At 38.1% G+C, this 26,350-nt stretch carries 30 protein-coding genes and 1 pseudogene; 11 read left to right on the forward strand and 20 right to left on the reverse strand.

Going from position 1 to position 26,350, the window contains the following annotated elements:
* Positions 1-21: 21 nt before the first annotated feature.
* Positions 22-366, reverse strand: a complete 345-nt coding sequence (locus DSM106972_RS25215) for a helix-turn-helix domain-containing protein (protein ID WP_127083277.1) — start codon at positions 364-366, stop codon at positions 22-24.
* Between the two features lie 274 nt (positions 367-640).
* On the opposite strand from DSM106972_RS25215, the gene DSM106972_RS25220 reads away from it, so the two are divergent.
* The gene (locus DSM106972_RS25220; RefSeq protein ID WP_127083278.1) at positions 641-1,120 is read left to right on the forward strand and encodes a hypothetical protein; all 480 of its coding nucleotides are present in this window, start codon (positions 641-643) and stop codon (positions 1,118-1,120) included.
* Here the strand turns inward: DSM106972_RS25220 and DSM106972_RS25225 are convergent.
* A complete protein-coding gene (locus tag DSM106972_RS25225) occupies positions 1,094-1,282 on the reverse strand; it encodes a hypothetical protein (protein ID WP_127083279.1) in 189 nt (62 codons plus the stop codon). The genes DSM106972_RS25220 and DSM106972_RS25225 overlap by 27 nt on opposite strands.
* 61 nt (positions 1,283-1,343) lie before the next feature.
* On the opposite strand from DSM106972_RS25225, the gene DSM106972_RS25230 reads away from it, so the two are divergent.
* The 5 genes from DSM106972_RS25230 to DSM106972_RS25250 all read left to right on the forward strand — a co-directional run bounded on the left by DSM106972_RS25230 (position 1,344) and on the right by DSM106972_RS25250 (position 3,680).
* Positions 1,344-1,709 carry a hypothetical protein gene (locus tag DSM106972_RS25230; RefSeq protein WP_127083280.1) on the forward strand — a complete coding sequence of 122 codons (366 nt, stop codon included), beginning with the start codon at positions 1,344-1,346 and terminating at the stop codon, positions 1,707-1,709.
* 1 nt (position 1,710) lies between these two features.
* On the forward strand, positions 1,711-1,947 hold the full coding sequence (locus DSM106972_RS25235; protein WP_127083281.1) for a hypothetical protein: 237 nt from the start codon (positions 1,711-1,713) through the stop codon (positions 1,945-1,947).
* Positions 1,948-2,467: 520 nt separating this feature from the next.
* The gene (locus DSM106972_RS25240; protein ID WP_019488462.1) at positions 2,468-2,716 is read left to right on the forward strand and encodes a hypothetical protein; all 249 of its coding nucleotides are present in this window, start codon (positions 2,468-2,470) and stop codon (positions 2,714-2,716) included.
* A 104-nt stretch (positions 2,717-2,820) separates the two neighbouring features.
* Entirely contained in the window at positions 2,821-3,048 is a 228-nt protein-coding gene (locus DSM106972_RS25245; RefSeq protein WP_127083282.1) for a hypothetical protein, read from the forward strand.
* A 236-nt stretch (positions 3,049-3,284) separates the two neighbouring features.
* Positions 3,285-3,680, forward strand: a complete 396-nt coding sequence (locus DSM106972_RS25250; RefSeq protein ID WP_127083283.1) for an aminoglycoside phosphotransferase — start codon at positions 3,285-3,287, stop codon at positions 3,678-3,680.
* Positions 3,681-3,876: 196 nt separating this feature from the next.
* On the opposite strand, the gene DSM106972_RS25255 is transcribed toward DSM106972_RS25250, so the two are convergent.
* Positions 3,877-4,332 carry a hypothetical protein gene (locus DSM106972_RS25255; protein ID WP_233787459.1) on the reverse strand — a complete coding sequence of 152 codons (456 nt, stop codon included), beginning with the start codon at positions 4,330-4,332 and terminating at the stop codon, positions 3,877-3,879.
* 11 nt (positions 4,333-4,343) lie between these two features.
* Between DSM106972_RS25255 and DSM106972_RS55870 the strand changes: the two genes are divergently transcribed.
* Positions 4,344-8,147, forward strand: coding sequence for a hypothetical protein (locus tag DSM106972_RS55870; protein ID WP_411675330.1), 3,804 nt, complete (start codon positions 4,344-4,346; stop codon positions 8,145-8,147).
* Positions 8,148-8,302: 155 nt separating this feature from the next.
* Here the strand turns inward: DSM106972_RS55870 and DSM106972_RS25270 are convergent, their stop codons facing one another.
* The 6 genes from DSM106972_RS25270 to DSM106972_RS25295 are packed head-to-tail and all read right to left on the reverse strand — an operon-like array spanning position 8,303 to position 12,557.
* On the reverse strand, positions 8,303-8,527 hold the full coding sequence (locus DSM106972_RS25270; RefSeq protein ID WP_127083284.1) for a hypothetical protein: 225 nt from the start codon (positions 8,525-8,527) through the stop codon (positions 8,303-8,305).
* Positions 8,528-8,562: 35 nt separating this feature from the next.
* The gene (locus tag DSM106972_RS25275) at positions 8,563-9,216 is read right to left on the reverse strand and encodes a DUF6753 family protein (protein WP_127083285.1); all 654 of its coding nucleotides are present in this window, start codon (positions 9,214-9,216) and stop codon (positions 8,563-8,565) included.
* Positions 9,206-10,162 carry a hypothetical protein gene (locus DSM106972_RS25280; protein ID WP_127083286.1) on the reverse strand — a complete coding sequence of 319 codons (957 nt, stop codon included), beginning with the start codon at positions 10,160-10,162 and terminating at the stop codon, positions 9,206-9,208. The genes DSM106972_RS25275 and DSM106972_RS25280 overlap by 11 nt, the downstream gene beginning before the upstream one ends.
* A 4-nt stretch (positions 10,163-10,166) precedes the next feature.
* Entirely contained in the window at positions 10,167-10,904 is a 738-nt protein-coding gene (locus DSM106972_RS25285) for a P-loop NTPase family protein (protein WP_127083287.1), read from the reverse strand.
* A gap of 22 nt (positions 10,905-10,926) precedes the next feature.
* On the reverse strand, positions 10,927-11,376 hold the full coding sequence (locus tag DSM106972_RS25290) for a hypothetical protein (RefSeq protein WP_127083288.1): 450 nt from the start codon (positions 11,374-11,376) through the stop codon (positions 10,927-10,929).
* A gap of 50 nt (positions 11,377-11,426) precedes the next feature.
* The gene (locus tag DSM106972_RS25295) at positions 11,427-12,557 is read right to left on the reverse strand and encodes a ParM/StbA family protein (protein WP_127083289.1); all 1,131 of its coding nucleotides are present in this window, start codon (positions 12,555-12,557) and stop codon (positions 11,427-11,429) included.
* A 522-nt stretch (positions 12,558-13,079) separates the two neighbouring features.
* Between DSM106972_RS25295 and DSM106972_RS25300 the strand changes: the two are divergent.
* Positions 13,080-13,782: pseudogene (locus DSM106972_RS25300) on the forward strand (Uma2 family endonuclease).
* 69 nt (positions 13,783-13,851) lie between these two features.
* A complete protein-coding gene (locus DSM106972_RS25305; RefSeq protein ID WP_127083290.1) occupies positions 13,852-14,496 on the forward strand; it encodes a toxin-antitoxin system YwqK family antitoxin in 645 nt (214 codons plus the stop codon).
* Here DSM106972_RS25305 and DSM106972_RS25310 read toward each other — a convergent pair.
* The 5 genes from DSM106972_RS25310 to DSM106972_RS52675 form a co-directional block, all read right to left on the reverse strand.
* Positions 14,477-14,866 carry a hypothetical protein gene (locus DSM106972_RS25310; RefSeq protein ID WP_127083291.1) on the reverse strand — a complete coding sequence of 130 codons (390 nt, stop codon included), beginning with the start codon at positions 14,864-14,866 and terminating at the stop codon, positions 14,477-14,479. The two genes, DSM106972_RS25305 and DSM106972_RS25310, sit on opposite strands and share 20 nt — an antisense overlap.
* Positions 14,845-15,297, reverse strand: coding sequence for a hypothetical protein (locus DSM106972_RS25315; protein ID WP_127083292.1), 453 nt, complete (start codon positions 15,295-15,297; stop codon positions 14,845-14,847). The genes DSM106972_RS25310 and DSM106972_RS25315 overlap by 22 nt, the downstream gene beginning before the upstream one ends.
* 114 nt (positions 15,298-15,411) lie before the next feature.
* Positions 15,412-15,765 (reverse strand): hypothetical protein, encoded by a 354-nt coding sequence (locus tag DSM106972_RS25320; protein ID WP_127083293.1) that lies wholly within the window; start codon positions 15,763-15,765, stop codon positions 15,412-15,414.
* 3 nt (positions 15,766-15,768) lie between these two features.
* Complete coding sequence (locus DSM106972_RS52670; protein WP_186538741.1) at positions 15,769-16,095, reverse strand: hypothetical protein; 327 nt, start codon at positions 16,093-16,095, stop codon at positions 15,769-15,771.
* Entirely contained in the window at positions 16,082-16,321 is a 240-nt protein-coding gene (locus tag DSM106972_RS52675) for a hypothetical protein (protein WP_186538738.1), read from the reverse strand. Before DSM106972_RS52675 ends, DSM106972_RS52670 begins: the two co-directional genes overlap by 14 nt.
* Positions 16,322-16,555: 234 nt before the next feature.
* Here DSM106972_RS52675 and DSM106972_RS25330 point away from each other — a divergent pair, with 234 nt between their 5' ends.
* Entirely contained in the window at positions 16,556-17,023 is a 468-nt protein-coding gene (locus DSM106972_RS25330) for a hypothetical protein (protein ID WP_127083294.1), read from the forward strand.
* Entirely contained in the window at positions 17,007-17,987 is a 981-nt protein-coding gene (locus DSM106972_RS25335) for a relaxase/mobilization nuclease domain-containing protein (protein ID WP_127083295.1), read from the forward strand. The genes DSM106972_RS25330 and DSM106972_RS25335 overlap by 17 nt, the downstream gene beginning before the upstream one ends.
* 66 nt (positions 17,988-18,053) lie before the next feature.
* On the opposite strand, the gene DSM106972_RS25340 is transcribed toward DSM106972_RS25335, so the two are convergent.
* The 6 genes from DSM106972_RS25340 to DSM106972_RS25365 form a co-directional block, all read right to left on the reverse strand.
* Positions 18,054-18,950 carry a response regulator transcription factor gene (locus tag DSM106972_RS25340; RefSeq protein WP_127083296.1) on the reverse strand — a complete coding sequence of 299 codons (897 nt, stop codon included), beginning with the start codon at positions 18,948-18,950 and terminating at the stop codon, positions 18,054-18,056.
* Between the two features lie 154 nt (positions 18,951-19,104).
* Positions 19,105-19,461 (reverse strand): hypothetical protein, encoded by a 357-nt coding sequence (locus DSM106972_RS25345; protein WP_127083297.1) that lies wholly within the window; start codon positions 19,459-19,461, stop codon positions 19,105-19,107.
* Positions 19,462-20,344: 883 nt separating this feature from the next.
* Positions 20,345-22,141, reverse strand: coding sequence for a type IV secretory system conjugative DNA transfer family protein (locus DSM106972_RS25350; RefSeq protein WP_127083298.1), 1,797 nt, complete (start codon positions 22,139-22,141; stop codon positions 20,345-20,347).
* A 6-nt stretch (positions 22,142-22,147) separates the two neighbouring features.
* Positions 22,148-22,708 carry a hypothetical protein gene (locus tag DSM106972_RS25355; protein WP_127083299.1) on the reverse strand — a complete coding sequence of 187 codons (561 nt, stop codon included), beginning with the start codon at positions 22,706-22,708 and terminating at the stop codon, positions 22,148-22,150.
* A 2-nt stretch (positions 22,709-22,710) separates the two neighbouring features.
* Positions 22,711-24,453 (reverse strand): M23 family peptidase, encoded by a 1,743-nt coding sequence (locus tag DSM106972_RS25360; protein ID WP_233787457.1) that lies wholly within the window; start codon positions 24,451-24,453, stop codon positions 22,711-22,713.
* A gap of 183 nt (positions 24,454-24,636) precedes the next feature.
* A complete protein-coding gene (locus tag DSM106972_RS25365; protein WP_127083301.1) occupies positions 24,637-26,310 on the reverse strand; it encodes an Alr2735 family protein in 1,674 nt (557 codons plus the stop codon).
* Between the last annotated feature and the right edge of the window lie 40 nt (positions 26,311-26,350).

Raw genomic sequence — 26,350 nt, forward strand, 5'->3', positions numbered from 1 at the left:
TAAAGTTTGAGAATCATGTTTTTATGCCACACCTTTATTACTATCGATGACAATCATGTGCGCTTGGTGCTTCGGACGTTTTTGAGAATCGCCTTTGAGCGCTACTGCTTTGTCATCAGCAAAATCATCGACTAACGACAAATCGCTTTTGTCGTCAATATCATCTGGTTCCCACTCTAAAATATCTCCAGGTTGACACTTTAACACTTTACAAAATCTCCCAAGAGCTTCAAAAGTTATTGAGGCAGCTCTTCCCTGCTCAATTTTTTGAATGTTTTGCAAGCTATAACCAGTTCTTCTAGCTAGCTCATTTTGAGAGTAACCCTTGGCCTCTCTAGTATTCTTTAATTTTACAAGCACAGCCATCTCCTAACTCTTACTCCTTACAGTAGCACTACTTATAGTTGGTAATCTCTGGTGTGTGTATCTATAAGTAATATAAATACTTACCGAGAGTAGCATTACTAATCGTAATAGAAAATTTGATTGTCTGATGATTCTACCAACCATTGGTTGTGCTACTGTAGGTGGTATGTAGATTTTGAATGGTCAAGTTTGAAAAAAGGCGCCTACTAGTAGTGAGCCTTCCCGAACTGACCAAAACGCTCACAGCCTTGAACTTTTACAGGAGTGCATGATTATGGCGTATTCAACAGACACAAAGCAAACGGTCACAATTAATGAGCAAAAATTATTTCACAACCAAAACGATATTAGAACTGTAGAAATATCGTTTGAAGAACACAAGATTTATATTGGAACCCAAGTAATCGCCAAAATTATCCGTGACGATAGTGATTTTGCTACACAGCCTTGGGTAGTAATGGTAAATGGTATTGAGATTCATCGAGCCAATACTTGGACTAAATGCTACCACTACGTTACATGGCACTTTAAGCAAGGAACGTTACCCGAACAACAAAAAGAAGAAGTAGCCACAGTTGATTGTAAACGTGTCGTTGTACCTGTATTTGTTCCTAACCAGAGATTGAGACAAGTCGCTTTGATTTCAGATTTAGCCCTACACATCTATTTCAAGTGCATTAAAACCCTTAGAGTTGCCATCGATTACTTACTGCTGTTTGAAAAACAGTCAAAATTTTGTAGGAGTGATTGTTAAATACTTAAAATCACTGACGATAAAGCTAGGCGCCTTATCCAGTAATGCCTCTGATCGCTTGTCATCACAACGCGCGTCATGACGACATTGGTGAGATTGGTCTTTACTTTGCAAAGACAAATTACCGTAGCGAGCCGTCAAAATTTCTTGTTGGCTAGGCAAGACTCTTATTAGCTACAAACAATAGTACTACTTATACAGCATAATTACCTTAAGGTGGTAAATGAAAATACCAATAAACTACTTACCCAAAGAAGGAATAAAGCCAAGAAATTTCCTGCGACATGTGATAATAGGCAGAGATTGCAGTGAAATTGATTATTTTGAAGCAGAGACTACCAGTTGCTACCGTACTCAAGCTATCAAAGTTCTTTCTCGCTTACTATGCGTAAACTCAACAACAGTTCGCAACCATTGGGGCAAGACATTAAATTTTGAGTCAATGCCTGAAAATTATCAATTAGTACTTGCGTATGTTGAAATGGCGGGTATTAGTCAAAAATATGCAAACCTAATTATTAACGACAAGTACACTCCTTCAAGAGTAACCCCATGCATATTTCTTAGATTATGCTCTTGGATTAGATAGCTTGACAACTGAAGAAATAAAACTACGCTTGTCTAACAATAGTTTCTTTGCTGAATGCACTCGTATATTATCTCAAGTATTAGGATTTGGCTATCGAACTGTAATTAATTGGGGACATGACATTCGATTTCATAAAATGCCACAAGAATACGAATATTTCCTATACTATGCCTTAGAAGCGATAAAGGTTAGGCAAGCGCTTTATAACAAAGGTATGAATGTTGCTGCATATCGATAAAGAAGGCGCCTTTATTAATTTCCTGCGAACATGAACATTCATATTCGTTGACATTGTGTTTCGCAGGAAGCTAATTCCAAAGCGAGCGGCGCCGTAGTACTCACTTAGTTATCTCATTTAATACATATGTATGCAACGAACAGAATTTTTATCTCATTTTTTGCAATATTATAGACACTAAAATATTTATTAAAATGGCTTAAATTTGCGAAAAAATAGAGCCAGAGCGCAGACTTAAATGCTATAATATATATACCGGATTAAAAGAGTTTCATGAATCAATTTATTAATCATAATACTGAATTATATGCTGATTTTGAAGCAAGGAAGATTAAGTAAAACTTGTCAATAACGTCTTGAAATTGTGGACTAAAAAAATAAACAAATTTCAGCATGTGAAGATTTTTATTAAAAAACAGGCATGTAGGCATTTGTTTATATTTGTGCTGTCCCAGCATATATTTTTAGGCTCACGCCGGAATGAAAAGTGCATACTGTAGTATTTCAATTACACAAAAATATGAACACTATCACCATTAGATTTTCTCATTTCCGCGCTCAATCTCCAAAATATACATTCAACTCGCGCGTTGCTATGAGAAGTAATTGCTCCCCAAGTAAATGGGCTATTGGTAGAGTTACTGGATTGCGTCTTGATGATGATAACATTTGGAATTATACCATCGTCTTTGATTACCCGTTAGGTTACTGTGATGAGCTAACAGAGTCAGAGTTAGCTGGTGAACATGAACTTGCTTGCGTTTCCTAAGCCACTTGCCATCACCTAAAACGATTAAGCTACTAGCAATTATAAAACTAGTAGCTTTTTTGCTTTTCGTCTTTCAACAAAATCAAAATATAAGGAAATTGAATATGACTGACCTAAACTTGTCCTACGACTATTGCACTGGTTGGGATAATCCCAACGATGCCTTTTTCTGGATTGCTGTGATGCAGAATCCTTATATGCCCGAACCTCACTGTTATGGCGCCTCAATCAGTTTCCAGAGCGAAGATGCACTTCTATTAATTGAAAGAATGAAAGGTAAAATAGGCGCCGCAGCAAAAGAAGAAATATTAAAAATTTGGAATGAGCATTAATAGTGATACTCTACTCTAATATATAGAGCTACTAGTTTTACAATTACTAGTAGCTTTTTAGGTTTATGCTTTTTGAAAGCGCAGAACGATGCTCAGATAACTTGAAATAAATGTCTTTAAATTAACTGCACGGTTGAATAAGCTTAATAATTTCCACAAACCGAGAAACCCTCACGGGTGGATATCGATGAAAAAGGCGCCCTCAGAAATCACTCTATTTTTTGGAGAAACAGAAAATGCAAACTATTCAAGATTGCTTAACAATTACTATTGTAGTGCTGTTTGCTACTATCACAACTACGATAGCGTTAGATTTGTGCGTTAGCTTAACACAGTTGTGGAATAACGTTGCAAACCAAGAAGTTAGCGTTCAAAAAGTATATTTACAAACATCTAATATTGCCAATATGCAACCCCAATTAACTGCTACAGAAATGAAAACTGTATGTATATCGGCAACAGATTTATCGGCGCCAACTGCACCAAACAGCACAAATATAAAATCTCTTGAACTGTTGATACAAAAGTTACCGCAGTCGCGTGTTCGTACTGCTGCAAGACGTTTAGAAATTAAAGATAAGGTTGATGGAAGCTATCAAAAGTTGGGAGTATTACGCGCGCAACTTCAATAAAAGTTACAATCTCAACCGTCCGAAGTTGAACGAGTACTAAGTAATCTTTGTTAATTGTTAGGACATTAAGCAAGGGCGGTGACTACAGAATTAAAGGTTTCTGCCCTTAGTCAGCATGTTACGAGTAAAAATTAGTCCAATAAAAAAGGCGCCGTTCCTTAAAACAACCGCGCACGATTAAAACTTCTGGTTTATATTACACTTTTGGCATTAAAACATTGTCTCGGCGTAAAAATTGAGAGCGTCGTTGCTTGACGATTTCAGGAATATATTCATTTTTATTATCCTGATTATCAAATTCAAGCCTTAAATAAATATTTCCTCCAATTCCCGGTATAACCTCACCATCAGAAGTACGTGTACTATCCTTCGCAAAGTAAAAAAACTTGAACTTACTATGTATATGTTCCTCAAATTCATTTTTTAGCTTTTCTTCGGCACCATCGTAAATTACAGGCGCCGCTATAAATATTTTATTAGGCTCGATTTTTTGAATTAAATTAATTAAATTAGTTCTAACTACACATGAACTGGAGATAATCGATTTAACAACAACTAAGTAATCGACCTTTGATTGAATTGGTTCTTGATACTTTCTTAAAATTGGAGCTATTTTTAAATATTCGAGTTCAAGTTTACCAAGGCTTAACAAAGGAAGCTGACTTGCAAAAAATTAAAGAACAGGGTTTAAGTTTGGAGTTTGCAGCTTCGGAACGCTTCTACTTTATGGATGAAGCATTGCGTACTAAGCTATTTGACCAGCCCCACTTCGGTGCCGCTTATGGCAGCAATATGTTTACTCCATGTAAAAGTTTTGGCGAACGTGAGGATTTGCGCGTCTTGGTGGTTGATGCCAGCACTGGAGAAAATGCTGGAGTAATGCCACCAGATGAAGCAATTAAATTAGTAGGGGATGGAGACGGAAAAATAGACGTGCGGTTGCATCAAGATTTAAATAACCAAGCTCAAACACCGTTTCAAACCAGATTTGGTATTAAGGAACGCAGTTGTGGATTAAGTCCTGATGATAAAGCTATTGACTTTACCTGGCAAATAGGGAAAGGGACGTTTGCACCACGCGATTTAAGTTCCATCGGGAACGGTTATGACCTGATTATCTCTACTGACCAACTTAAGGGACGAGTGGGGGAACGGGGGAGTGGGGGAGTGGGAGACAAGGGGAGCGGGCAAGTTGAGGACTCACTTTTGCGGCTAGAAACTTCTTTCAATTCCCCCCCTCTCCCCCTCTCCCACTCCCCCACTCTTATTAAACCTGGTGAATACATAATGACGATGGGTATTGGGAATAAGACAGATGCTTATTATGGTGTGACATCGACAGGCGCCCAATTTTGGAATTTGTTTCCTCTTGGGGTAAAGGGGGATGTCCTGCCACGGTTAGAACGGCGCCTGCTTGAACTCAAAGACATTGCAAGTGACCCCAGGAAAATTGCCCAAGATTATATTGATACGATGGATGCTAAGTATAAATACCAAATTAATAGTGAAACTGAACCTGAAGATGTGATTGATTTTGAAAATTTGAATTTAGGAGAATTTGAAAAATTAATTGATGATACATTTGGAGACAAAGAGCAAGATGTAATTTATCGTATTCTAAAAGCTGATTTAGATGGACATTATCAGTTACTTGAACATCCAAAAATTGTAGATAAGCTGCAGGAACACTGGCGCTCCTCATATATGGACTGTGCAACGGGTCGGTTTATTAAGTTTGATTCGGCAATGGCACAAACTTGTCATGACTTGGCGCCGAACGAAGTTTGCTACCCGAACTTTCCAGATGGCGCCGAGTTAATAGTTTATCGTGGTCCGGTTGCTAACTCAAACACAGTAGATATTTATATAAATCGCCATCTACCTGACGAACCAAAGGATATTGGAACTATTAAGTTATCCCCAACTGGACTAAAACATTCGCTATCAGATTGTGATGGAGACAGAATGGCAATTGCACTTGCGAGTGAGTTTCCTCATACAGCAGCAGAAATTAAACAAAAACAACTCACACAAAACCGCTATGCTGAAATCGTCAAACCGCAGAAGAAGGCCTATACAGGTTCGTTTGAGCAAATCGCCTTAGATGCAATGGAAAATAAAATTGGCTTGGTTGCTAATTTATGCATGAAGGCAATTGCACTAGAAAATGAATGTTTATCAACTCGACTCGAAGATGCTTGGAGTTTGATAAGAGATATTTCCTGTGCTGCAACGAAAATGTTAAGAGCAGGAACTCGTTCACAAAATGCAGTTAAATATCCTGAAAATATTAAATCACAAATTTCCGAACTATCACATCTGTGCCTAGAATCGAATCAAAACCATATGGATGTTAGAAAAATTAACACATTAGCAGAGTACAATCAAAATTGTGAGAAAAGAAATATACCTTTATTATCACCAGAATACGTAAGCAAGTTTTTAGAGAAAGCAGGTAAATTTTATCATGACTTAGTTGGTATTTTAGGAGGGCAATTACAAATAGAGGTTGACCGGGGAAAAAGTGCTAACCGTAGTGACGCATCAATCGTCAATGCTTGTAGCTATGTTACCAAATGTTTTGATATTGCAACTTGGGTAGAAGAAAGGAAAGTTGACGATGTATATACCAACCGTGCAATGAATATCAAAGGAAATGGCGCCATTGATATGATGGCTAAAATGACCAACGAGGCATTTTCCGAGAACGCGCTATTGCCTCGTTCGACACAACAATTTCAGGATTTGTTTAAGGGAGTGGAATTTACTGCTGCTCAAAAGGAACAAGCTTCTATTATCAAGAAAAATTATGACATCTTAATCAATAAAGCAATTGAAATTAGTAAAGAGGTGCAAGCGGCGCCAGGATTAAGACTGATTGCAACAAGTCCTCGTGGCAATCAGATCGAAATTACTGGTATTGAACAGAAAAAGCACCCCAATGCTTTCGATGATAGAAAGCTTGACATCACAGTTGTTGAGGATAAAAATCCTCACCAATCTGCCAAAAGTAAATGGGTAGCGTCTTCTCCCGTATTCGATGACAAGAATATGGTAAAACGTCAACCAAATGGAGAAATTGAATATAGGCAGCTTGGGTATATCGCCCAATCCTCAGTTCAAAAGCACTTTTCTATCTTTAAGCACCAAACCGAGTTGAAAAATTTAAGTACACACATTGTAACTGGATTAGCGCCAAGCCAAGTTAAAGCCGCGTTTTCCAAAGTTCGAGAATATGCTACTGAGATGAGAGAAACTATTCCTGATTCCCAAAAACAAGGCATCGCAGCAGCAATGTGGCAAATTTCAACAGCCAACAAGGAAGAATATGGTTTCAAGAAGACCTCAGCAGTGTTCGCAATATTTCCAGACGAATTAATCGAACGACTAGCTAAACTACAATTAACAGAATTTGCGATAGTCGGCGCCCATAAAACAAGTAACGAACACTTAGGACGTAAATGGGTAGGAGAAAAAGTAGAGTGTAGTATTGTCCAAGCACCTGACCCAGCCAACCCAACACAAAACAAACGGTGGTTAGTTGCTCAAGAGAAAAAACTGGGAGTGTTCCGCAGCGAGTCAGCACAGTTACCCATCGGTACTAGTATGACCGCAGAAATAACCTCCCCACCGAGCGCTTCTGTCATCATCACCAGTAATCAAGGCAATCAGTTGAAAGTTGGGCAACTAAAAAAGTATGCGTTTGCTGACTTTGAATGGAAAGGAGAACAAGCGGCAATAACAGTCAGCACAACTGATAACGGTAAAAGCGTAACACCGATTGCTTTAGTAAATGGTAAGCCCTTGGGAGTTATTGATAAAGAATCTTTTGCTTCGCTAACCGAAAAGTTAGCTGCAACAAATTTTAATGTTCATGGATTTAAATTTCAAGCAACTCTCGACTCGGCGCCTGCCACCATCGTCAATATCAAAGTTGACCCACAAACAATACAATACCCCGAAGCCTGGATAAAAGAGCAACCGTTAGTTAAAGAAAGCAAATCAACCTTATTAGATGAACTAAAACCATTACTGGGAGCTAAGTATCAACACCAAAATAATCAAAGTTTGTTACATGACTCTGAAGCATCTCTAAGTACAGTATCAATAAAAAGTAATAATTTTGACACCTTGATGCAGGAAAACGCTCAGAAAGCAGAGTATATAAAAACACTTGCAAGCCAAATTATGCAGAAATTTAGAGAAGAGTCTTTCATCGGCATCGCTCAAAAACAAAGTCAAGAAGAACTATATTTCTGTGTTAGCCTGCCTTATTTGGCGCCGAAACAGAAAACAGCAGCTAGAATTAGCGATACTTTAAACTTTCCCCTCGAATACGGACGTAGTGCTGTGGCTTGGGCAGCAGGTGGCTTGATTAAGCAACTTTTTGGTACTATCCAGTCAAATTCGGCTTTCAGGATTTCAACAAAAACTCGACCAGCGATATTACCTGAAACTGTTTCGTGAAGACCTGTTGGTTCCTTGTCGCGTAACTCTCCATCAATCAGTTCGTAGCGGGGATTGTTGCCGTATTCGGCAACGAATTCCTCGAAAGTAAGATTTTTATCTGGAGTGTAGGTCATGAATTTTACGTTTTATGACAAATTAAACAGCTAGTTCTTTTAACCTAGAGTAATTATGCTTATAACAATAATTGCTATCCTTAATCCGTCAGGTATTTTAAATTTGGGGCAAGTCGCAATAGCGGTGAGTGCGAAAACAACAGCGAATATTTGAAAACGAAATAAACAGAATATAGATAAAATTGCTGTGGTTACACAAATTATCCAACCGAAGATAAGTTGAGAATTTTCTAGTACTTTATCTAATTGATTTGGATTTTTCATAAAAAACCTCTAGTTGGGATGATTTTTGTAATAGATTAAGGCGCCTTAACTCGCAGCAAACAATAATCTCCGGCGCCTCGTTTCTCTTTTGCTGCTATTATACGTTGGGCATTAACTTTGGTACAGTTAAGATTAGTCAAGCTTTCTGAGTTCCAAGTCATAATATGACGTGCGAGCTTACCTTCAGAACTATTCGACCATTGCAAAGTTTCAACTTCAGCAACAGTTAATTTTCTTGGTTTAACGGGTGCATATCCACCAGCGAGCCATACGGGAACAGCTAACCCAGCTAAAACTCCAAATCCAATTGCTGAAGAAAGTATTCCTAATGCTGGTATCATCACCTTTAAACGGCTACGTTCCTTTGACTCGCTATGCTTAATTAATCGGTCTACCATTTTACGAATTTCTATTTCCTGACCGGAGGTAGCTGTACGTTTCGCTTTCTCTAGTTGGTCGTAGATAGATTCTGACCAGCGCTTAAACAAGTTATCGAGTTCGTTGGGTTTATCTTCGAGTAATACTTGAAGTTGACCTGTTGCTAGCATCACGAGAAATAGCGGGTCGTTGGTAGAAAGTCCATGCTCAACTGTTATCGCTAAAACCCGTCTTTGAAAATCAGCATCTTTACCCTCAAGTAAGCGATTTAAAAAGTTTTCTGTTTTAGCTTGCCGTAAACTATGTACCATAATCAATTCCCTTCTGTAGGTTTGCGTTTTCAGTTTGAGAATGACTTTGGCTTGATAGCAGCGTAGACACTTCTATTTCATGGGATTGCAGTAATGAGGTAAACTCTATTGCGTCAGCTTGCTTTAGCTCCTCCATAACTTCTCCATCGAAAGTAGCAGCTAATATTGTGTGTCCGTCAACAGAGTCAGATAATACAAAATAATCTTCTTCAACATGAATCGTTACTTTCCCAGTTGGGTGCAAGAGAAAATCACTCGTATCATGAGTTTGATACTCCTCTATAATTTTGTCTATAATTGCCTGTTCAATTTCTAGTAACTCAGTTCTTTCTAATTGTAGTGTGGACATTATTTCATTTGTAATTATATCAGTCATAACAAGCGCCTCTTGTTCAAACGATTGATAGATTTGATACATGTCTACTTCTTCTGACTGTAATGTTAACAAATCGTCTTGAGAAGAACGTAAAATTATCTCTCCCAACATCTCTAAATTAGGGATACTAATACTTAGCTGAGTTGAGGTAGTAGAGTTAACAGTCTCTTTAGTATCATCCGAAGCATCATTGTTATCATTCAAACGTTTCCTATCATCAAGAAATTCTGATGATTGGATAACTTTCTGGCTATGTAGTACTTCTTGTACATACTCATGGCTAAAAACCTGGTCAAATATTTGACTTTTTGTTGTATATTCTAAACTCGGTTCCAAGCTTCTATACGATGATAAGCTCCACTCACCAACATTATTAATATGACCGCAAATCATAAATTCTCCTGATTCGTGAGCCAAAAACCACTCTTTCTCAATCCCCAAGTTCTGTAATACTGGGTTTTCTGCGGTAAGGATATACAGGCGCCCCATATACTGATTGTCGTCACTTGTTGTAACATCATAGTTTAAGGCGCTATCTGTAGAATATAGAGACTTAAATTGATATGACATAAAGCTAATTTTTTACGTCTAAGTTCTGTTTGACGGGTTGTTTCTCTTTTGACCAAAGCTGCGTGCGTTCAATAGCTAGATGTGATTCCTCTAAGAAAGTAGATAGTCGCTGCTGTGACATAATTGGCATCGTCTCCTCGATATTAGAAGCATCGAACCGAAACTTATTTGAGTCAATAAAATATCTGTCACCCGGATACAGTAAGGGAAAATCAATGATTTTGAGAGTATTTTTATACTTGTTGGTAAGTGTTTTATAAGCATGATTGTCATTTAGAAAGCTCCAATCGTCTGTTTTACCTAAATTCATAACAAAGACATGCAGCATTTTGTCTTTATGCAAATTAATTGATTGATAGAATAAGTCAATAGACTCAAATCCTCCATCACAAACAAACCATTTACAAATATCTACGCCATACTTTGAGGCAACTTCTAATAATTTTCCCCTATGAATCCAGTTGTTGACTTTTGGAAACACATTAGCAGGCAGATTGACAATAACTGGTTTCTTCCGAGCTAATTCAAAAATAATATCTGCTTTGTCCCCCTTATTTAAGGCTTCGCTAAACTCGGCATCAACTGCATAGTCATAAAATCGCTTTACATCTTGATTCGTTATATCCGCATCAACCAAAGCGTGTTCCAACTTTTTATTAATTGCGTACTGCACCATAACGCGCGCGAACAGCGACTTCCCGACACCTCCCTTTTCTCCATCAATTAAATGTATTCTTCCCATATACTGTATTGCATCTCCACTCTCAAAATATTTCGCTATCAGTTGTAATTCCTGCCAAATTCCACATTTGCAGTTCAAAATTATCCACCTCGTCTTCTGTATCTGGTGTTGGCATTTGATAAGGCGCCAATTCTTGGGAGTTATCAACTTCTGTTGCCACCCCTCCAAATGCACTGTACAAAATACGATTGACTTTTCCTTCCTCTACCTGAATTACAGTACATAAGTATTTCAGGTGATTTGCAATTGCGTTCACCGAATCGAAAAATACTAATTCCAATCTTTCACGAGAATAATTACCCTCGCTATATAGTGCTAACGGTAAATAATAAGCAGTAAGAGCGTTGATTATCAGCACAGTTTTGTCTTGAGACCGATGCAAATTTTTATCTTGGATGTAACTAAGCAACTTTGCGTTGTCTGAATCTAATCGTGGCTGATGGCGCCATTTAAAATCAGTTATTGTACCCATAATTTTAAAAGGGGGAGTGGGAGAAGAGTTTTAAGATTCTGCATTACTTTTCATTCTGTTATCTTTTCCTCCACTCCTCTAGTAATTGTTTTAACTTTAATACGGTGATAAACAGATAATGCCCAAACATCAGCAAGACGATTACCCAACCATTTTTCATTGAGACTTTGCGGTATTTCAACACCGCCATGCCACTCAATAGGTGTTACAGGAAACATGTCATCAAGTTCTGTACGTAGATAATCAGCTGTACCTCCACAAATAATTAATTCGTCTAATTCGTTAGGATGTGGCAATACTTCTTTTAACCAGTTCGCTAGCATAATTACATACTCTGCTCTTGAAGTACTTACGGCAGATATTATTTTCTCGACATCAGAATCTTGATGACTATTTGAGGTGCAAATACTATAGAAATGTTGAGGTTTTAGCTCAAAAGCAGCATTTACTATCGCTTCAGTTAATTGCTCAACTTCTAGTCCTGATGTGCGCTCCATAACCTTTTCAACCATCTTCGCCATTCCTAAATTGGTAGTTTTACCCCGGTTTAAAATACCGCGTCGAGAAATTATCACCGATGCGTTACGGTATCCCAACATCACGATTGCGATAACCTTACGTCGAATTGCCTCGCCTGTATTCTTACAGTACATCGCATAAATTCCGGCGCCTTCTGGAAAACATTCATAGCCAACCAAGCTCGCGTTTAAAATTCCCGTTGGTGTATCAAACTCAATCAAAGCATCTTTGAGCATTGGTTTGAGTAAAGCTGAATCTTCAAATTCTCCTGGTGGTAGTAGCAGCGCCAGAGATATTTGAAAAGATTCAGGTAATTTATACTTCTGCTTTATCACCCATACCACAGCCAGCGTTTTGTATACAGCTAACTCAAATTTTCGTGGTCTTAATCCTGGTGTGGCGCCGTAACTACTACGTGCCAAGTAACCTACTGCTCGATAGTCGTCGTCTATTCCTACCCAAGCTGTATTTTCTGGATAAGCATTACCCAAGTTCCGAGTTTGAAATCCAAGCGATGCTGGAGTTGCTTCAATAACAGCAGGTTCCATCCATATTGAGTAAGGTCTACCTCCTTTAATTTGTACAATTCCTTTTGTACCGCTCCCACCAAAGTCCAGCGTTAATATAACGTCTGGTAACTGCTCTAGATTTAATCTGCTCATAGACACTTACATTAGCAGCATCAAATAAAAAAGTGAATACGACGGGAGTCTAGATTTTTTCTATGACCCTAGTCGTACAAATATTTAGCAGGAATTTGCCAGGAATATTAAGCCCACCATCAAGTTAGTGGTACACATAATTCCTGGCAAATTCCTGCTGTTGATTTTTCTGAAGGTATGGCTTAAAACCGACCTAGTGATGCTATTTTCTGAAGGAGCAAGCAGTGGTGATATCCGTATTTATTTATCCAGATAAAAATAATTTCTTTTGACGAATGTTCTAGGCTTCTTCGACTTGTTAATTTATGCTAACGTCCATGTACGGCATAACCAAAGGCTTGATTTAAATTTCAAACCCACAATACTTGATAGGCGCCTTTCATTCATAATATGAGTTGAAGTTTTGTGAGACGCGCGCCTGTAACAAACGGACGCGCGCTTGCCGTAGGATATTAACCGCGATAACGAGAAAAGCTGTTACAATCAAATTATTCAAAATAGAACAAAAAATTTGAGAGCGCTATGACGACTCATATACCCCGTCAGCCTCGCCCAAAAAATCAGGAATTACCACCCCTAGAAAGTGGCGACCGCTTAACTCGCTTTGAATTTGAGCGGCGATATGCTGCTGCACCCCACATTAAAAAAGCAGAGCTAATTGAAGGAATAGTTTACGTGGCATCTCCATTACGCTTTACTCCACACGCCGAACCGCACAGCCGTTTGGTCACCTGGTTAGGAACTTATGCTGCTTTTACACCAAGAACTTTATCAGGTATAGAACCGACAATTCGCCTTGATATAGATAATGAACCCCAGCCCGATATTATTTTGATTTTGGATGAAGCAGTAGGAGGAAAAGCTAGGTTAACAGAAGATGGATATCTCGAAGGAGTACCAGAATTAGTAGTTGAAATTGCTGCTAGCAGTGCCGCAATTGATACAGGAAGCAAGAAGCAAGCTTATCGTCGCAATCAGATATTCGAATACATTGTTTTGCAATAAGAGCGAGAATCAACTAGATTGGTTTCACTTAGTAGAAGGAAAGTATCAAACACTTCCTGTTAATGAGGATGGAATCATTCGCTCTGTGACGTTTCCAGGTTTATGGTTAGCAGTAGAAGCCTTATTAAATAATGATATGGTGCGGGTATTACAGACGTTGCAACTGGGATTAAATTCGCCTGAACATAGAGAGTTTGTTGATAAGTTAGAAAAGAAATAGAAGGGTTAGTGCCTGGACAAATATTATGTAATATACAAGGTAGTACAAATTTTCGCAGGAGTTGTTGACTTGGGCAACGAAAATCTAATTCCTCAAAACGCAATTGAAGTGGTGCAATACTCCAAAACCGGAGAAAAAGAATCAGCACATTACTACCTTGATGGAGAAAAAATTGCCTATCGTGCTTGGCATGAAAATCAAGTATGTATGGAATATAGTATAAAAAACGAGAAAATGCACGGTTTATTTCGGACTTGGCATGATAATGGTAATTTGTGTGAATTAGGGTTTTATATTGACGGCAAAGAGCATGGAATCACTAAACAATATGATTATGATGGCAATTTAATCGGTAGTTATGAGATGCATCATGGAACTGGTACTGATTTATGGTATTCAGCAAAAAATGTTATTTCAGAAGAAAGACATTTAAAAGACGGCAGACGTCACGGTTATGAGCGATGGTGGGATGATAATAATAAAACGGTTTGGAGAGAACAGCATTTTAAAGATGATATAGAACATGGAATTTATCGAGAATGGAATCAACAAAATTCTCTACGTCGCGGATTTCCTCAATATTATGTAAATGGTCAAAAAGTTAATAAACAACAGTATTTAAAGGCTTGCATTCAAGATGAATTTTTACCTAAATTTAATCAAGTAGATAATCATAACTATAGAGAACTACCATCTACTCACTTAAAAACTTGATGCTTTCAGAATTTAAGTTGAATGTCTCGATAATTTGTTCTACAGTGGCGCCTAACTGTAACAACCGTGGAACAATTTTTAATTTTTCTAGAATTTCTGTTAGTTTATATTCTTCAATTTCTTGAGCATATTGCTTTAGTTTCAGCAATCCACACTCAATACCTTGACTGTTAATGTCCAATATAACCTTGTTATAAGCATAACTAATATTAATTAAATTAATAAAATCAGGCAACTGATATTTTTTTGCTATATCTATTAAAGAGCCAATTATATCATGTCCGGGTACACAACCATAATAAAACCATCGTAGAGACGCGATTAATCGCGTCTCTACATCGTCGGGAATTATGGGCAAGCAACCGGACATGATATCATATCAAAATAACCATCGTCATTTCGGCACCAGCCTAAATCGTATTGTCCTTTCAGAATAGCAATTACATCAGCATAAACTATCACATCATAATCGACATATAAATAACTGTTAGTTTCTACGTCAATGTTTAAGTCGTGAAGAGTGTTTATTAAAATTTGACTATTATTAATTCTAGTTCTAAATTTACGACATGAATTTTCAATGCTATGATTTCTAATAATTTCCTGCCATCGTATTAGTTCAAGTGCGTTGCAAATCGCTTCAAAATCTTTTTGAGGAATAGGTAAACGTTGCCAAAAATTATTTAATGTTTCTACCGATGTCTTAGCAGCCTTAGCCCAAGCTAAATCCGTTTCAGACCAGCCTTTCTTTCGTCTGGCTATTTCAATAATTTTTAAACCTGATTCAGTTGCTGTTAGCATAACTGTCTTTATTTTATAGTTATACTATCGATTTTACACATTACAAGCTAAAAACCGGTGTAGGCACATAGTATATATGTTGCAAGCTATATATAATGTTATAAAAGTTTTTCCCTATGTAGAGTGTCCAATCGCTTGCCTGCGAGAATAAACTTCTTCTATAAGCAAATCTCGCAGTTCATCAGCAATGTCATCGGGTGGGTTCCCTGCAAGCGCGCGTCCAATCAACTTTTCTGCCTCTCTAAGGAAAGAGCATTCTACAGCAAGCGTTGCGGCACTACGATGTAGAACCGATCTAGTGGGTTCAAGGTCGAATAAGTTCGCTACTAGGTCTGCGGCAGCTTGCTCTTGGGAAAAAGCAGCTTTAGTTAACTCCAAGGCAGCAGTAGCATCACCTCGTTGACGAGCTAAAAAAGCTTGGTCAACAAGTTCCATTGCTTCTCGATGAAGAATTTCTACGTCTTTCATTTTTCAACTATACGGGTGCGTGGTGTACCTTTCCTCAACGACACAGACGTAACCGGGGGATAAAGTATCCGAAGGGCTAATCTGTTCTAATTTTATTTTAACTCTTGATTCGACTATGCTTTTGGTGCCTCTACGAATACCAGAAACCTCTAATCGAGCTTTTCGTTGGAATAAAGTATTTGGGTCATTAATGGAACCTAACCAAAAGTCAAAGCCGAAGCTTTTACCTTTAATGGAGCGCTCAATTACGGTAAGTCCTGTTAAGTAAGGCATGAGGAGTGCAGCAATTCCATAGGCTCCATATTCAGTAGCTACTTCAAGCGTCAGCATTAAAGCGACGTATAGTATCGTTAATTGGATTCCATTGCAGTTCGACTTCGGTGTCTTGTATACCATTGATTTGAAGGTTTACACGGTAAGGATGGTTTTGGTCATCTAGGCAAACTGCGGCTGCATCTTGACAACTAGCCCCAAAAGTTAACGACCATCCAGGGCGCTCTGGTTTTGATTGAGAAAGGTCATCAAGGTACAAAAGCTTCGGTATATTATCGACCATTGATAATGTTAACAGTTACATTTTTCTTAATCATACAGTAATTTCTACAATTATCTACACAAAATAATAGAGGTAATTAATTTTATAACTTTATTCTATTTTCAAAAATATCTTATAATGAGTCATCAAATGTGCCTATAATAAAATCAAGTTGATACTGCTTAAATTAAAGAATAAAGATTTGTATATTCTTAATTTAAGAACGCTTGTCAAATTTTAGCATTCAGATCAAAAATGTCAGCAAAACCAAAACAACAAACGGTGAGATTTGAGATGCTGTTAACTAAAGAGCAGAATGATTCTTTGGTGCAGCAAGCAGATTCTCTAGGTATCAGTAAAGCGGAGTTAATTAGGCGCCGAATAGCAAAATCCCGCATCAAGAGTATTCCACAGGTAAACTGGCAATGCTACTGGCAGTTATTAAAGATTGCCGAAGATATTAAGTGTATTGCTCAAACTCAGAATAATGCTATGGATAATGGTTCAATACCGCAAGCTATTGACCCTATCATGATTGAGGAATTAATGATACAAATTTCTCAAATACGATTACATTTAATTCTCGGCGCCAAGTCTGCCACCGGGCAAAGCTCGTCGGAGGGAGTACTCCCCCCGACAGACTTTGCGGAGTGTCCTCGTGGTGAACTTGGCGCCAACGCTTCAAATATACAACAGGAGGAAAACGATGATTGGGAAGGTTAAGAAAGGTAAACATTTTGTTGGGTTAACCAGATATATTTTGGAAAAAGAAGAAGCGCAACTTCTTTGCACGAACCTTGCTGGAGAAACTCCTATTGATTTTTATAGGCAATTGGCGGCGACTCAACAACTGAATCCCAGAGTCAAGTCTCCTGTTAGCCATATCAGTATCAGTTTCGCACAAGGGGAAAAACCACCAACACAACAATTACAAGAAATTGTAAAAGGCGCCATGAAAGGTATGGGGTTTGACAAAAACCTATATTTTGCTGCTACTCATGATGACTGTGACCACTTTCACATACATATAGGCGCCAGTCGTATCAATATTGATGGCGGGTGTGTATCTGACTGGTACGATAAGCGACGATTAGAAAAAGTTTTGAGAAATTTAGAATCGCAGTTTAATTTGACACCAGTACCATGTTCTTGGGAAGTCGAACATGCGGCGCCGAATTGTGGGCAGAAACGGCGAATGCGACGAGAACAAGAAGAGTTTGATTCATGTTTACGGCGCCAACAAGCAAATTGTAGTGCATTAGAAAAAATCCAAAATACAGTGGAAGTTGTCATTAAACCAGAGATGACAATTACTCAATTCGTTAATCAGCTTGAATTAGAAGGTGTAGAAACTCAATTCAAAGTTGACAATGATGGCGCAATACAAGGCATCTCTTACTCAGTAGATTCTGTAGCTTTTCAGGGAAGTAAATTAGGTAGAAACACAAAAGCCTGCACAATCAAAGGTCTTTTATCACGAGGCATAAAAATTGACCTTGAACAAGATTTAGATGCGATTGTGCTTTGTACTAATCACAAAGATTTGTCAGATGAGTTGATTGATAAAATCAAGCATCATCCTAACAATTTAGATTTAAATACTTCAGGTGCAAATAACCCGACACAAACAGCATTGACGCTTGAAAGTAATTCACGTCGGCGCCAGCTTGAGCTAGAACTTAATTGATTGAAGTTAATCTCATGGGAAAAACGGGGCGACAATTTCAGCAAGTTGTCGCCACCGTTGGTAGTACTATTCCAATGGCACTAAACCAATACGTAAAGCGTAAAGCACGGCATGAATACGGTCATTGGTGCCTAGCTTAATATAAAGGTTGCCAATATGACTTTTGACAGTGCCAAGTGTAATCTTAAGTTCTTCGGCAATTTCTGCATTTTTCTTGCCTGCAACAACAAATTGCAGTACCTGAGTTTCTCTTTGTGTCAGGTTATAAGATTTGGCTGTTTCCTCCACGAATTGAATGTTGTCTTGTATCTCGGAAGTACTACCCGTAACAAAGGGGCGAGTTCGTGCTGTGTCTAATACAATTCGTGCAACTGCGGGGTCTATCCAGGTTTTACCGCTGTGGGTAATGTGTATAGCTTCCAACAGATGATTATATTCAATATCCTTCATGCAATAAGAATCGGCGCCGATTGCAAAAGCAGACAAAACAGTTTCTGTGTCTTTGTAGTTACCCAAAATTATTGACCTAACGAGATTATCGCTTTGTTGTAGCAATCGTGTTAATTCCATACCATGTACACCAACCAAGTCAATGTCTATAAGTGCGACATTAGGTGGTTTCTCCTGTAATAGCTTTAAGCCGTCGAGATAAGAAGTTGCCTCACCAACAATTTCTATATCTGGACTCTCAGATAGCATTAAGCGAATGCCAGCACGAACAAGTGGATTGCCTTCTATAATTACTACCCGAATTTTACCTGGTAATAATTGAGTCTTTCTTGGTGGAACAGTTGATTTTGAATTTTCTTGCTCATAAATAGTGCTAATTTCGGAAATAGCATTTTTTAATTGAACATCTGAGCCAATCATGCCAACGATTCGATTTGCAGTTTGAATGTCCTCTTGCTCTAAGGCTTTCATATACTGCATTAAAATTTCCATGCGTGGTTGCTGTTCTAACATTGTATTGTCCCTATTAAGAAGAGTGGGAGAAGGGGAGAGTGGGGGAGTGGGAGAGTGGGGGAATGAGAAAATGAGAAAATGAGAAGTTATGCGGAGTATTGAAATCTTTCCCCCACTCTCCCCTTCTCCCTATCCCCCACTCCTTCACTCCTACTTATGCATACGGTTTTAAATGGTGCTGACCAATTTCTGTCCAAAAATTGCCTTGACCTGATTCATTCAGGTGTTTGCAAAAATAGAAAACGCATGAGATAGAAATCATATCTGTGACAACATGATTTGGAAGAACAACTTGAGTTGTTTCTACTCCCAGACTCTCAATAAATCGTTTACCCTTCGACTTCGATTTATGCACTACCGCAGTCATCTTACGAGTTGGCACAGCAATCTCTCCATTCATTAACTTGTAGGCAATGACTCTGAAACTGGACTGCCGAATAATGATTCTTTCTTGGATGTACGTAACGTCAGAAGAATCACCACAACTTTGAGGAAATTGTCGTTTGGACATATGCCATGTTTAAATCTATGTAATTCACCCGAATCGCAAGTCAAGCGTCAAATCAATAATGCGATAACACGTTTCTATGTTTGAATGAGCGTACACAATAATTAATTGGTAGTGGTAATTAATTAAATTACTTACTACCTACTATTTATTGTCAAAATTAAGATTTGTGCGGACTTTACAAGTGCAAGGAATATTGTTAGACGGTCATCTAAATTACGGTCATAATGTGCGTCGGGAAAATAATGATTAATCATAGAAAACTATGCTTATCATTAACTTCACCAATATAAGTACAAGTTGTCTGCCACCAACTTAATCTTGTTATATCGTATCTACGAAAATCTGACACCCTTCAAAAGCTCTTTAAGCGGCTATTCTACGACAAGCACAATACGTAGCAGGTTGATATTTATACAAAATTTGCGGATATACTACATAGCAAAAAAACAAATCCACACGATAATGTGAAAATTGCGCTCTTGTAATATGAAGTTTCGGTAAATAGACCAAATACAGTCGGACTCGAAGTTTTGACAATTTTTATGCAAATATTACTCTTACCCGATTAAATACAAAACTCATACTATAGACATACTTATTTATAAGCTAACTTTATACTGATATTTATTTGACTCAAAAAATACATTTTGAGTGAATATACTGAATTTGAGAAATTTACCTAAAAGTTTAGAAACTTTACAAACTTTCTAAAATCACATTTATATGCGTTAGCAAAATTAGTTATTCTATCCGTAATTGCTCGGATACTTGCTGTTTAGTTACTCTTAGAACACAAAATCAAACTAACAGCAACTAGCTTGATAGTAAATGTATCATTTAAAAATTACAGTGTTAATGTACATGAATCAAGGCTAAAGTTCTTTTACCAAACTTCTTCTTCAGGGGTAACTAACTGAATTTCCTCAGTTTGACTACTAACAGTGGACGGTGCCAAAAGTTGGGAAGCGATGTGTTTTCTCAAATCAATAGCAGCATCTAACTGATTGATATCAACTTGAGGGGAACGTGCAATTAGTCGTGGACAAAGTTGCTGCTCCCAAAGTTCTTCACTTTTTACGATTCGATTGATGTCTGATTGGGGAATAGGAATTGTTAATGGGTAAGGAATAGAACCCTCCTTTGCAGATGAGTAACCAGGATTGGTAATAACGCATTTACCTTGCGGGAAGCGCATAATCTCATCAGGAGTTATAATAGGCATTGCTTGTAAGTTGTCGGTCATTGTAATGGTTTGACCATCTTTAGAATTGCTAATAGATTTATTTTTAACAATAATGTCCTTGTTGCCGAAGGATTGAGAAAATTTTTCCGCAGTAGAATAATTGGCAGGGTTATATAAAATTTTGGTACTACAGGCACTGGTAATAGCAGCAGCTAAATTCTCTCCATATGCATTGGCTAATTGTTCGAGTGACTGAACACCCAACACAAAACAGGCGCCGTTACTTCTATATTCATTAATCCAATGGGGTAATGCTTTTAGATACAATGATGGTAGCTCATCAATGAAAATTCCAATTGGGTCGGTACGTGGTGTAGATAAGTTGCTAACAATTGTCATATGTAAAGCAGCAGCTAGCAGTGGTCCAACGACATCGCGTCTAGCATCATCTAATTTAAAAATTAGTATTTGTCGCCCTGACAGTTTGGTAGGTATAGTACTTTTACCAATAAAGCTGGGAAGTAAAGAACGTTGAATAAAACCAGAAAATATTCCTACGGTCGTTGTATCGATGCTGGCTATAGTTTTCTCGCTGTCTTTGGCTTTAAGATATTGTTGAAACGAAGCTGCAACCCAACGAGAAACTTTTCCCGCTTGCACTGCGCTTTGCAGTTTATTAGTAAATTCATCAATCGACTGAATACAGTAAACCGTTGCTAAATCTGGACAATCACTGCTTTTAGCTAACTGAATTAACGCTTTTGCGAGTAAGTCAGCGGCTTTAGAGAAAAACTCATCGCCTTTACCACTACCACCAGCGTTTGCATTAATAACCTGTGCAATTTGTGCTGCTGTCACTGCATCCTCTTGATTCTCCATGAAATCGAGAGGATTTATCACCTCACTATAAGGTTCACCGGGGGCAAAGATTCGGACATCATACCCATATCTAGCTGCAAGCGGCGCCAGTAACTTCATTTGGTCGCCCTTTTTATCGTAAACAATCAAAGGAAACCCTTGTATCATGCAACTTTCAGCCATACGGTCAATTGTGCCATAAGTTTTTCCAGAACCTGGGGCGCCTAATACAAGGGTAGAACGTTCAGCATGAGGAATCCAAACTGTGGGTGAGGCGCCGAGAAATGTTTGAAAAACGGCGCCTGCTTCTATGAGATTTCCAGAAAACCAGTAATGGGGAGAACCGCACCAAAAGCAAACTTTATTGTGCTTACGCTCTCGAATTTGTTTCAGGGCAAGAAAAGTTGCTGCTACTTTTTCTGTTCGCCCTACAATTCTTCCGGTGGAAATCTTACCACTTTTACCATTTCCAAATTGACTCAGCAAAATCAGAAAAACTAAACCCCCTAACATTAAGAGCGCTTCAGGATTTGCAAAAGTTTTAAACAGTCCTTGAATGTCAAAGCCTGATTTGTAAGAGTTTGCTGGCTCAATTACAGTTTGATAGGTGGTTTTATTTGATGCAAATTGATATGTCATTTGCGCTTATACTTTTATTAGCGTATTTTCAACAGGCTGGTAATCGTTACCATTAAAGCAATAGATTAACTTTTGTACAGTTGTGTTGTTGATAACTTGTTGAACATCTAAACAAGGTAAACCAGAAGAGTTTTTTGAATCATCATTTACTAATGTGATTAAATGCTTACCTGGTAAGACGTTCGGTTGTAAGTATAAGTTAAGCACCTGCTTTGAACCTTGACCATCACTCAAATATCCAGCATATAAGCAGCCAAGTTCTCCGCACAAATTGGGAGAATTGAAGTTAAATATATACAAGTTATTCTTTTCTCTTGTTGGAATAACAGCAACTTTGATTGCATTGATTTGAGTAGATGGTAGGATTGTATTTTGAGTAGTAGCTGATAAAAGCAGTGATTTGGGAACTGCATTAGTATTTTGCCAATTTAAAGAAGTTCCTGAAGTATTATCATTACTGCAACCACTAAGGAATAAGCTTGCTATTAGTAAAGAAAATCCTAAAGCTAGGTAAAAGTAGCGCACTAAACGCACTACTTTTATAGAAACAACAGAATTTAGTTTCATGATTAGCATCCAGATGCAATATCTTTGTAGCGTTGTAATACATCGCTGGCATAATTTTTCACAGATACCCTACCAAAAATATCCTTAGCATTGCTATCAACTTGCGATGAATCTCCACCAAAATACTTTTGAGCCACTCGTTCAACTAAGCGTTCAGAAGAAAAGCTATTTTTGGTTGTTGGGTCAATTTCTTTGGATGTACTATTAACTTTATCTCTTATGCGAGTCTCAAATACCGCATCTTGAGCAGCAGGGGGGAAGAATTGAAACAACTCAGATGAATCCGGTTTATAACCCCCAGATAGTTTGGCTAAAAACTCTTTACCTCCTTCAACTTGAGTTACTTGCTGCTGTACATCAGGGTCGTAACTTTTGGCTTGATACTTACCCAAAGCAATACCACAATCAGCCTCGCCATCAACACAAGTGTAAGTTCCAACTGCGTTATAATCACCATTCCTACTTTCAACATCATTTATTGATTTACTCAGCGCTGCTACATTAACTCCTTGAATAGTTTCTGTTGGTTGACAATTTTTTTGAGCGGGACTTTGTACAACTTCGGAGTTTGGTGAGTTAGTGGCGCCTGTTCTGGTCTTGATGTTACTGTTTTGTGTTTGAATACTAGTTGGAGCAATACTATCTGAGGCGCCGATAAAGATTGGTGCATTGACTCTATATGTCATAAATGGAACAGGTCCAATAAAATAAGGAGTGGCGCCACAAATATTTTTAAACCGGAAGAACAAAGCAGTATCAACGGTATCGGTTTTCTCATCCGGTTCCATTACTACTACCTTGAAAGCACTACCAAAAGGCAACCTTCCCGTAGGTTCTTTACCACCATTTACAGATTTCAAACAGCCCCAACCGCCATCAACTTTTTGATACTTACCACTAATCCATGAGCGTCCTTCAAATTCTCCCCTAATATTACGCCCTGAATTCTCCAAATCGTCGAGTTCAATATAAGGACAACTTTGCCCAGAACAAGGAACAGCAAAACCAGCCACATCTGAACCTGATACTGTTCTTTGGCGCCGTTTTTCTGCTTGACCCCAGATCAAGTCTATCCTCGCTACGGTATTACCAGACTCAGTGAGCTTTATAGGAAATGAAGCTAAAGATAAAGAATTGAGTAGAGGTACATCTTTAATTAAACTATTTTGCCAACCAGTAAAGTTAGATAATTGTACTGTCTCAATGCCTGGTATATCAGCAACGGTGTAGGGTGATAAGTCAATTTGGTTAAGCTTTAACTTTTCCAATGCCGAATCAGGCGCCAGAATTTCTCTTAGTGGACTGTTTAGATTTGTTTGAGGAGACTTAGTTTGTAACAGTTTCGCAATTGGTGGAACTTGTGCTGCACTCTTGGATTCCAAGGACGGTACAGCATCTACTAACTCTTGAAGAGTTTGTTGTCCCGTCTTTGGGAAGCTATCCAAACTAAACGTATCTAAATCAGGATAATTAAGAGTTTGAGCAATCGTATTCAAACTTAACAAATCCGGTCGTAGCGCTTCATCAATATCACCCAATGTTAAATATTTATCCGGTGTATCTCCTTGGCGCCACTTCCTATCTATTCCATTAACATTAATCGAACCGCTTTCTGTGATAGCAGGCATCCTGCTAAACGATATTTGACTCCAGTCTGGCAATAGGACATTAGTATTTCCAGAAGTAGTGAGAGTACGAGTCGGCAAATCCCGCTTCTGCGTCGAGTCAACTTGAGCATTGGACATAACAAAGTGCCAAGGTTTAAGCCAAAATATGATTATCAAACAGACAGAGAATGTAAGTAAGGCTCCAAATCGAAATATTTTCATAAATCACTTAATTATAGATTTATGAAAAATTATCGATGATTTCTATAATATCCGTACTCGACTCGAGACGTAAGCAAACATGTTTTTGGTATAGATTATTTATTCAGCAAGCGATAATTCCTCCACAGGTACATAATTAGCATAGTATTCAAGCTTTGCCTCCGAACCTTCTATCTTAGAAATCACAAAGGGTTGCCAACTTTGTAAGTGTGGGTGACAATTATCCCAGATTACTGTATCTCCGACTTTCAAATTACTAAGAGAGTCTGAACTTAAAGTTGTGTCTGATATTTCTGATTCAACTTCTACCTTTTCATTACTGCTCTCAAATTCGTGCTTCAGTTCATGTATTCGCGCTTTTTGCTCCGAGTCAAGTAATTCCCAGGACAGTAATTTCAAATCTTTTGGGCAATTTTGCATTATAGCCACTACTTCTTCTGACCAGGTTTCAAGACCGGATAAATATTCTGCAATTATTACCGCTTCTTCTAGTATTGAATCGGCATCACTACTGACTTCTGAATCGGCACCACTATCAAATACGACTACTGACTCATTAATGTCCGAACTATTAACATCGTTGTGAGCTTCTAAATTGGCGCCATTATCAAATGCTTTTACTGTCTCTATAACATCTACATTATTAACCTCACTATTGACTTCTGAATCGGCACCAGTATCAAACACAACTACTGACTCACTAATGTTCGAGCTATTAACATCGTTGTGAGCTTCTTCGGCACCATTATCAAATGCTGCTACTGGCTCAACAACATCTATATTATTAATCTCACTGTTGGCTTCTGAATCGGCGCCACTATTAAACACGACTACTGACTCATTGATGTCCAAGCCATTAATATTGTTATCAACTTTTTTTGCAGCTTCATCGCAGCTTACTACTATTGGCTCACTAACATCCGAATTATGAACTTCCGAATCTAATTTTGCTTCCTGTAATTCTTCGCTATTAGATGATTGTGATTGAGTGTCTGTGTTAGTAGAAGTAGAGTTAGGCGCCTCAACGCTGCCATTCGTATTAATTCTTTCAAAATCGAAAAGGCTTTTTCTTAAACCATCGTTTAACTCTTGAGAATTTCTTATCCGCACTAACTCTCCTGACTCGTAAGCTTCAACTAGCGACATTGCTTGTCTAACAACAGTTTGGGGAAGTACACCTTTTTCTTTGACGATTCTTTGTATAGTAGTACCAGTGAATTCATCTTCCTCATGGATAGACCCAATTTGGCAATACCTCTTGCCTGATATATTACGGCGCCAAACACTAACCTTTTCTTTAGTGGTATCCGAATTATTGTCATCCGAGGTTTCTTCTTTTTTAGGTTTACGACTAAGTTTGATTAAGTCGCGTACTCTTTTTTGAGTAATATTAGTCTCGTTTTTAAGCTGCTCAATCACTGGTTGGTACTTTTTGCTATTTTTAGCAAGCAAAAATATTGTGTCAGGTTCAACCAAAGCTAAATCTAATGGTTCAAAGCCAACGAATGTCTTACCAACCTTTACATACTTCTTGTCCTCTCCTTCCAAATCCAGAGATACAACTACTTTTTTATACTCCTTTCTCTTCAGTATACGCTCTTGCTCTTCCAGGTAAAAAGAGACCTCAATAATATTCATACTGCCTCGTTGCAATTTCCTTGAGGCTTCAGCATACTCATATAGTACATATGGTTTGTTGATGTACTGCTCTAAATTAACTTCTCCCAATGCTGGCGAGTCGTTAATTACGTCGAAGGTTTGATTTTGTGCCATTATATGTTCATAGCCTCCAAAGCAAGTTTGTATTGTTGTG

This window comes from Dulcicalothrix desertica PCC 7102, assembly GCF_003991905.1.
Classification (GTDB): domain Bacteria; phylum Cyanobacteriota; class Cyanobacteriia; order Cyanobacteriales; family Nostocaceae; genus Dulcicalothrix; species Dulcicalothrix desertica.

Coding starts and splice junctions, on each gene's coding strand:
- DSM106972_RS25350 (WP_127083298.1), bottom strand. CDS start 22,141: ATGACATATCAATTTGCATCAAATAAAACCACCTATCAAACTGTAATT.
- DSM106972_RS25355 (WP_127083299.1), bottom strand. CDS start 22,708: ATGAAACTAAATTCTGTTGTTTCTATAAAAGTAGTGCGTTTAGTGCGC.
- DSM106972_RS25280 (WP_127083286.1), bottom strand. CDS start 10,162: ATGTCATATCAATTTAAGTCTCTATATTCTACAGATAGCGCCTTAAAC.
- DSM106972_RS25320 (WP_127083293.1), bottom strand. CDS start 15,765: ATGAAAGACGTAGAAATTCTTCATCGAGAAGCAATGGAACTTGTTGAC.
- DSM106972_RS25360 (WP_233787457.1), bottom strand. CDS start 24,453: ATGTCCAATGCTCAAGTTGACTCGACGCAGAAGCGGGATTTGCCGACT.
- DSM106972_RS25285 (WP_127083287.1), bottom strand. CDS start 10,904: ATGGGAAGAATACATTTAATTGATGGAGAAAAGGGAGGTGTCGGGAAG.
- DSM106972_RS52675 (WP_186538738.1), bottom strand. CDS start 16,321: ATGGTCGATAATATACCGAAGCTTTTGTACCTTGATGACCTTTCTCAA.
- DSM106972_RS25250 (WP_127083283.1), top strand. CDS start 3,285: ATGCAAACTATTCAAGATTGCTTAACAATTACTATTGTAGTGCTGTTT.
- DSM106972_RS25290 (WP_127083288.1), bottom strand. CDS start 11,376: ATGGGTACAATAACTGATTTTAAATGGCGCCATCAGCCACGATTAGAT.
- DSM106972_RS25310 (WP_127083291.1), bottom strand. CDS start 14,866: ATGTCCGGTTGCTTGCCCATAATTCCCGACGATGTAGAGACGCGATTA.
- DSM106972_RS25335 (WP_127083295.1), top strand. CDS start 17,007: ATGATTGGGAAGGTTAAGAAAGGTAAACATTTTGTTGGGTTAACCAGA.
- DSM106972_RS25230 (WP_127083280.1), top strand. CDS start 1,344: ATGAAAATACCAATAAACTACTTACCCAAAGAAGGAATAAAGCCAAGA.
- DSM106972_RS25270 (WP_127083284.1), bottom strand. CDS start 8,527: ATGAAAAATCCAAATCAATTAGATAAAGTACTAGAAAATTCTCAACTT.
- DSM106972_RS25330 (WP_127083294.1), top strand. CDS start 16,556: ATGTCAGCAAAACCAAAACAACAAACGGTGAGATTTGAGATGCTGTTA.
- DSM106972_RS25240 (WP_019488462.1), top strand. CDS start 2,468: ATGAACACTATCACCATTAGATTTTCTCATTTCCGCGCTCAATCTCCA.
- DSM106972_RS25345 (WP_127083297.1), bottom strand. CDS start 19,461: ATGTCCAAACGACAATTTCCTCAAAGTTGTGGTGATTCTTCTGACGTT.
- DSM106972_RS25215 (WP_127083277.1), bottom strand. CDS start 366: ATGGCTGTGCTTGTAAAATTAAAGAATACTAGAGAGGCCAAGGGTTAC.
- DSM106972_RS25365 (WP_127083301.1), bottom strand. CDS start 26,310: ATGGCACAAAATCAAACCTTCGACGTAATTAACGACTCGCCAGCATTG.
- DSM106972_RS25295 (WP_127083289.1), bottom strand. CDS start 12,557: ATGAGCAGATTAAATCTAGAGCAGTTACCAGACGTTATATTAACGCTG.
- DSM106972_RS25245 (WP_127083282.1), top strand. CDS start 2,821: ATGACTGACCTAAACTTGTCCTACGACTATTGCACTGGTTGGGATAAT.
- DSM106972_RS25340 (WP_127083296.1), bottom strand. CDS start 18,950: ATGTTAGAACAGCAACCACGCATGGAAATTTTAATGCAGTATATGAAA.
- DSM106972_RS25220 (WP_127083278.1), top strand. CDS start 641: ATGGCGTATTCAACAGACACAAAGCAAACGGTCACAATTAATGAGCAA.
- DSM106972_RS25275 (WP_127083285.1), bottom strand. CDS start 9,216: ATGGTACATAGTTTACGGCAAGCTAAAACAGAAAACTTTTTAAATCGC.
- DSM106972_RS25315 (WP_127083292.1), bottom strand. CDS start 15,297: ATGCTAACAGCAACTGAATCAGGTTTAAAAATTATTGAAATAGCCAGA.
- DSM106972_RS52670 (WP_186538741.1), bottom strand. CDS start 16,095: ATGCTGACGCTTGAAGTAGCTACTGAATATGGAGCCTATGGAATTGCT.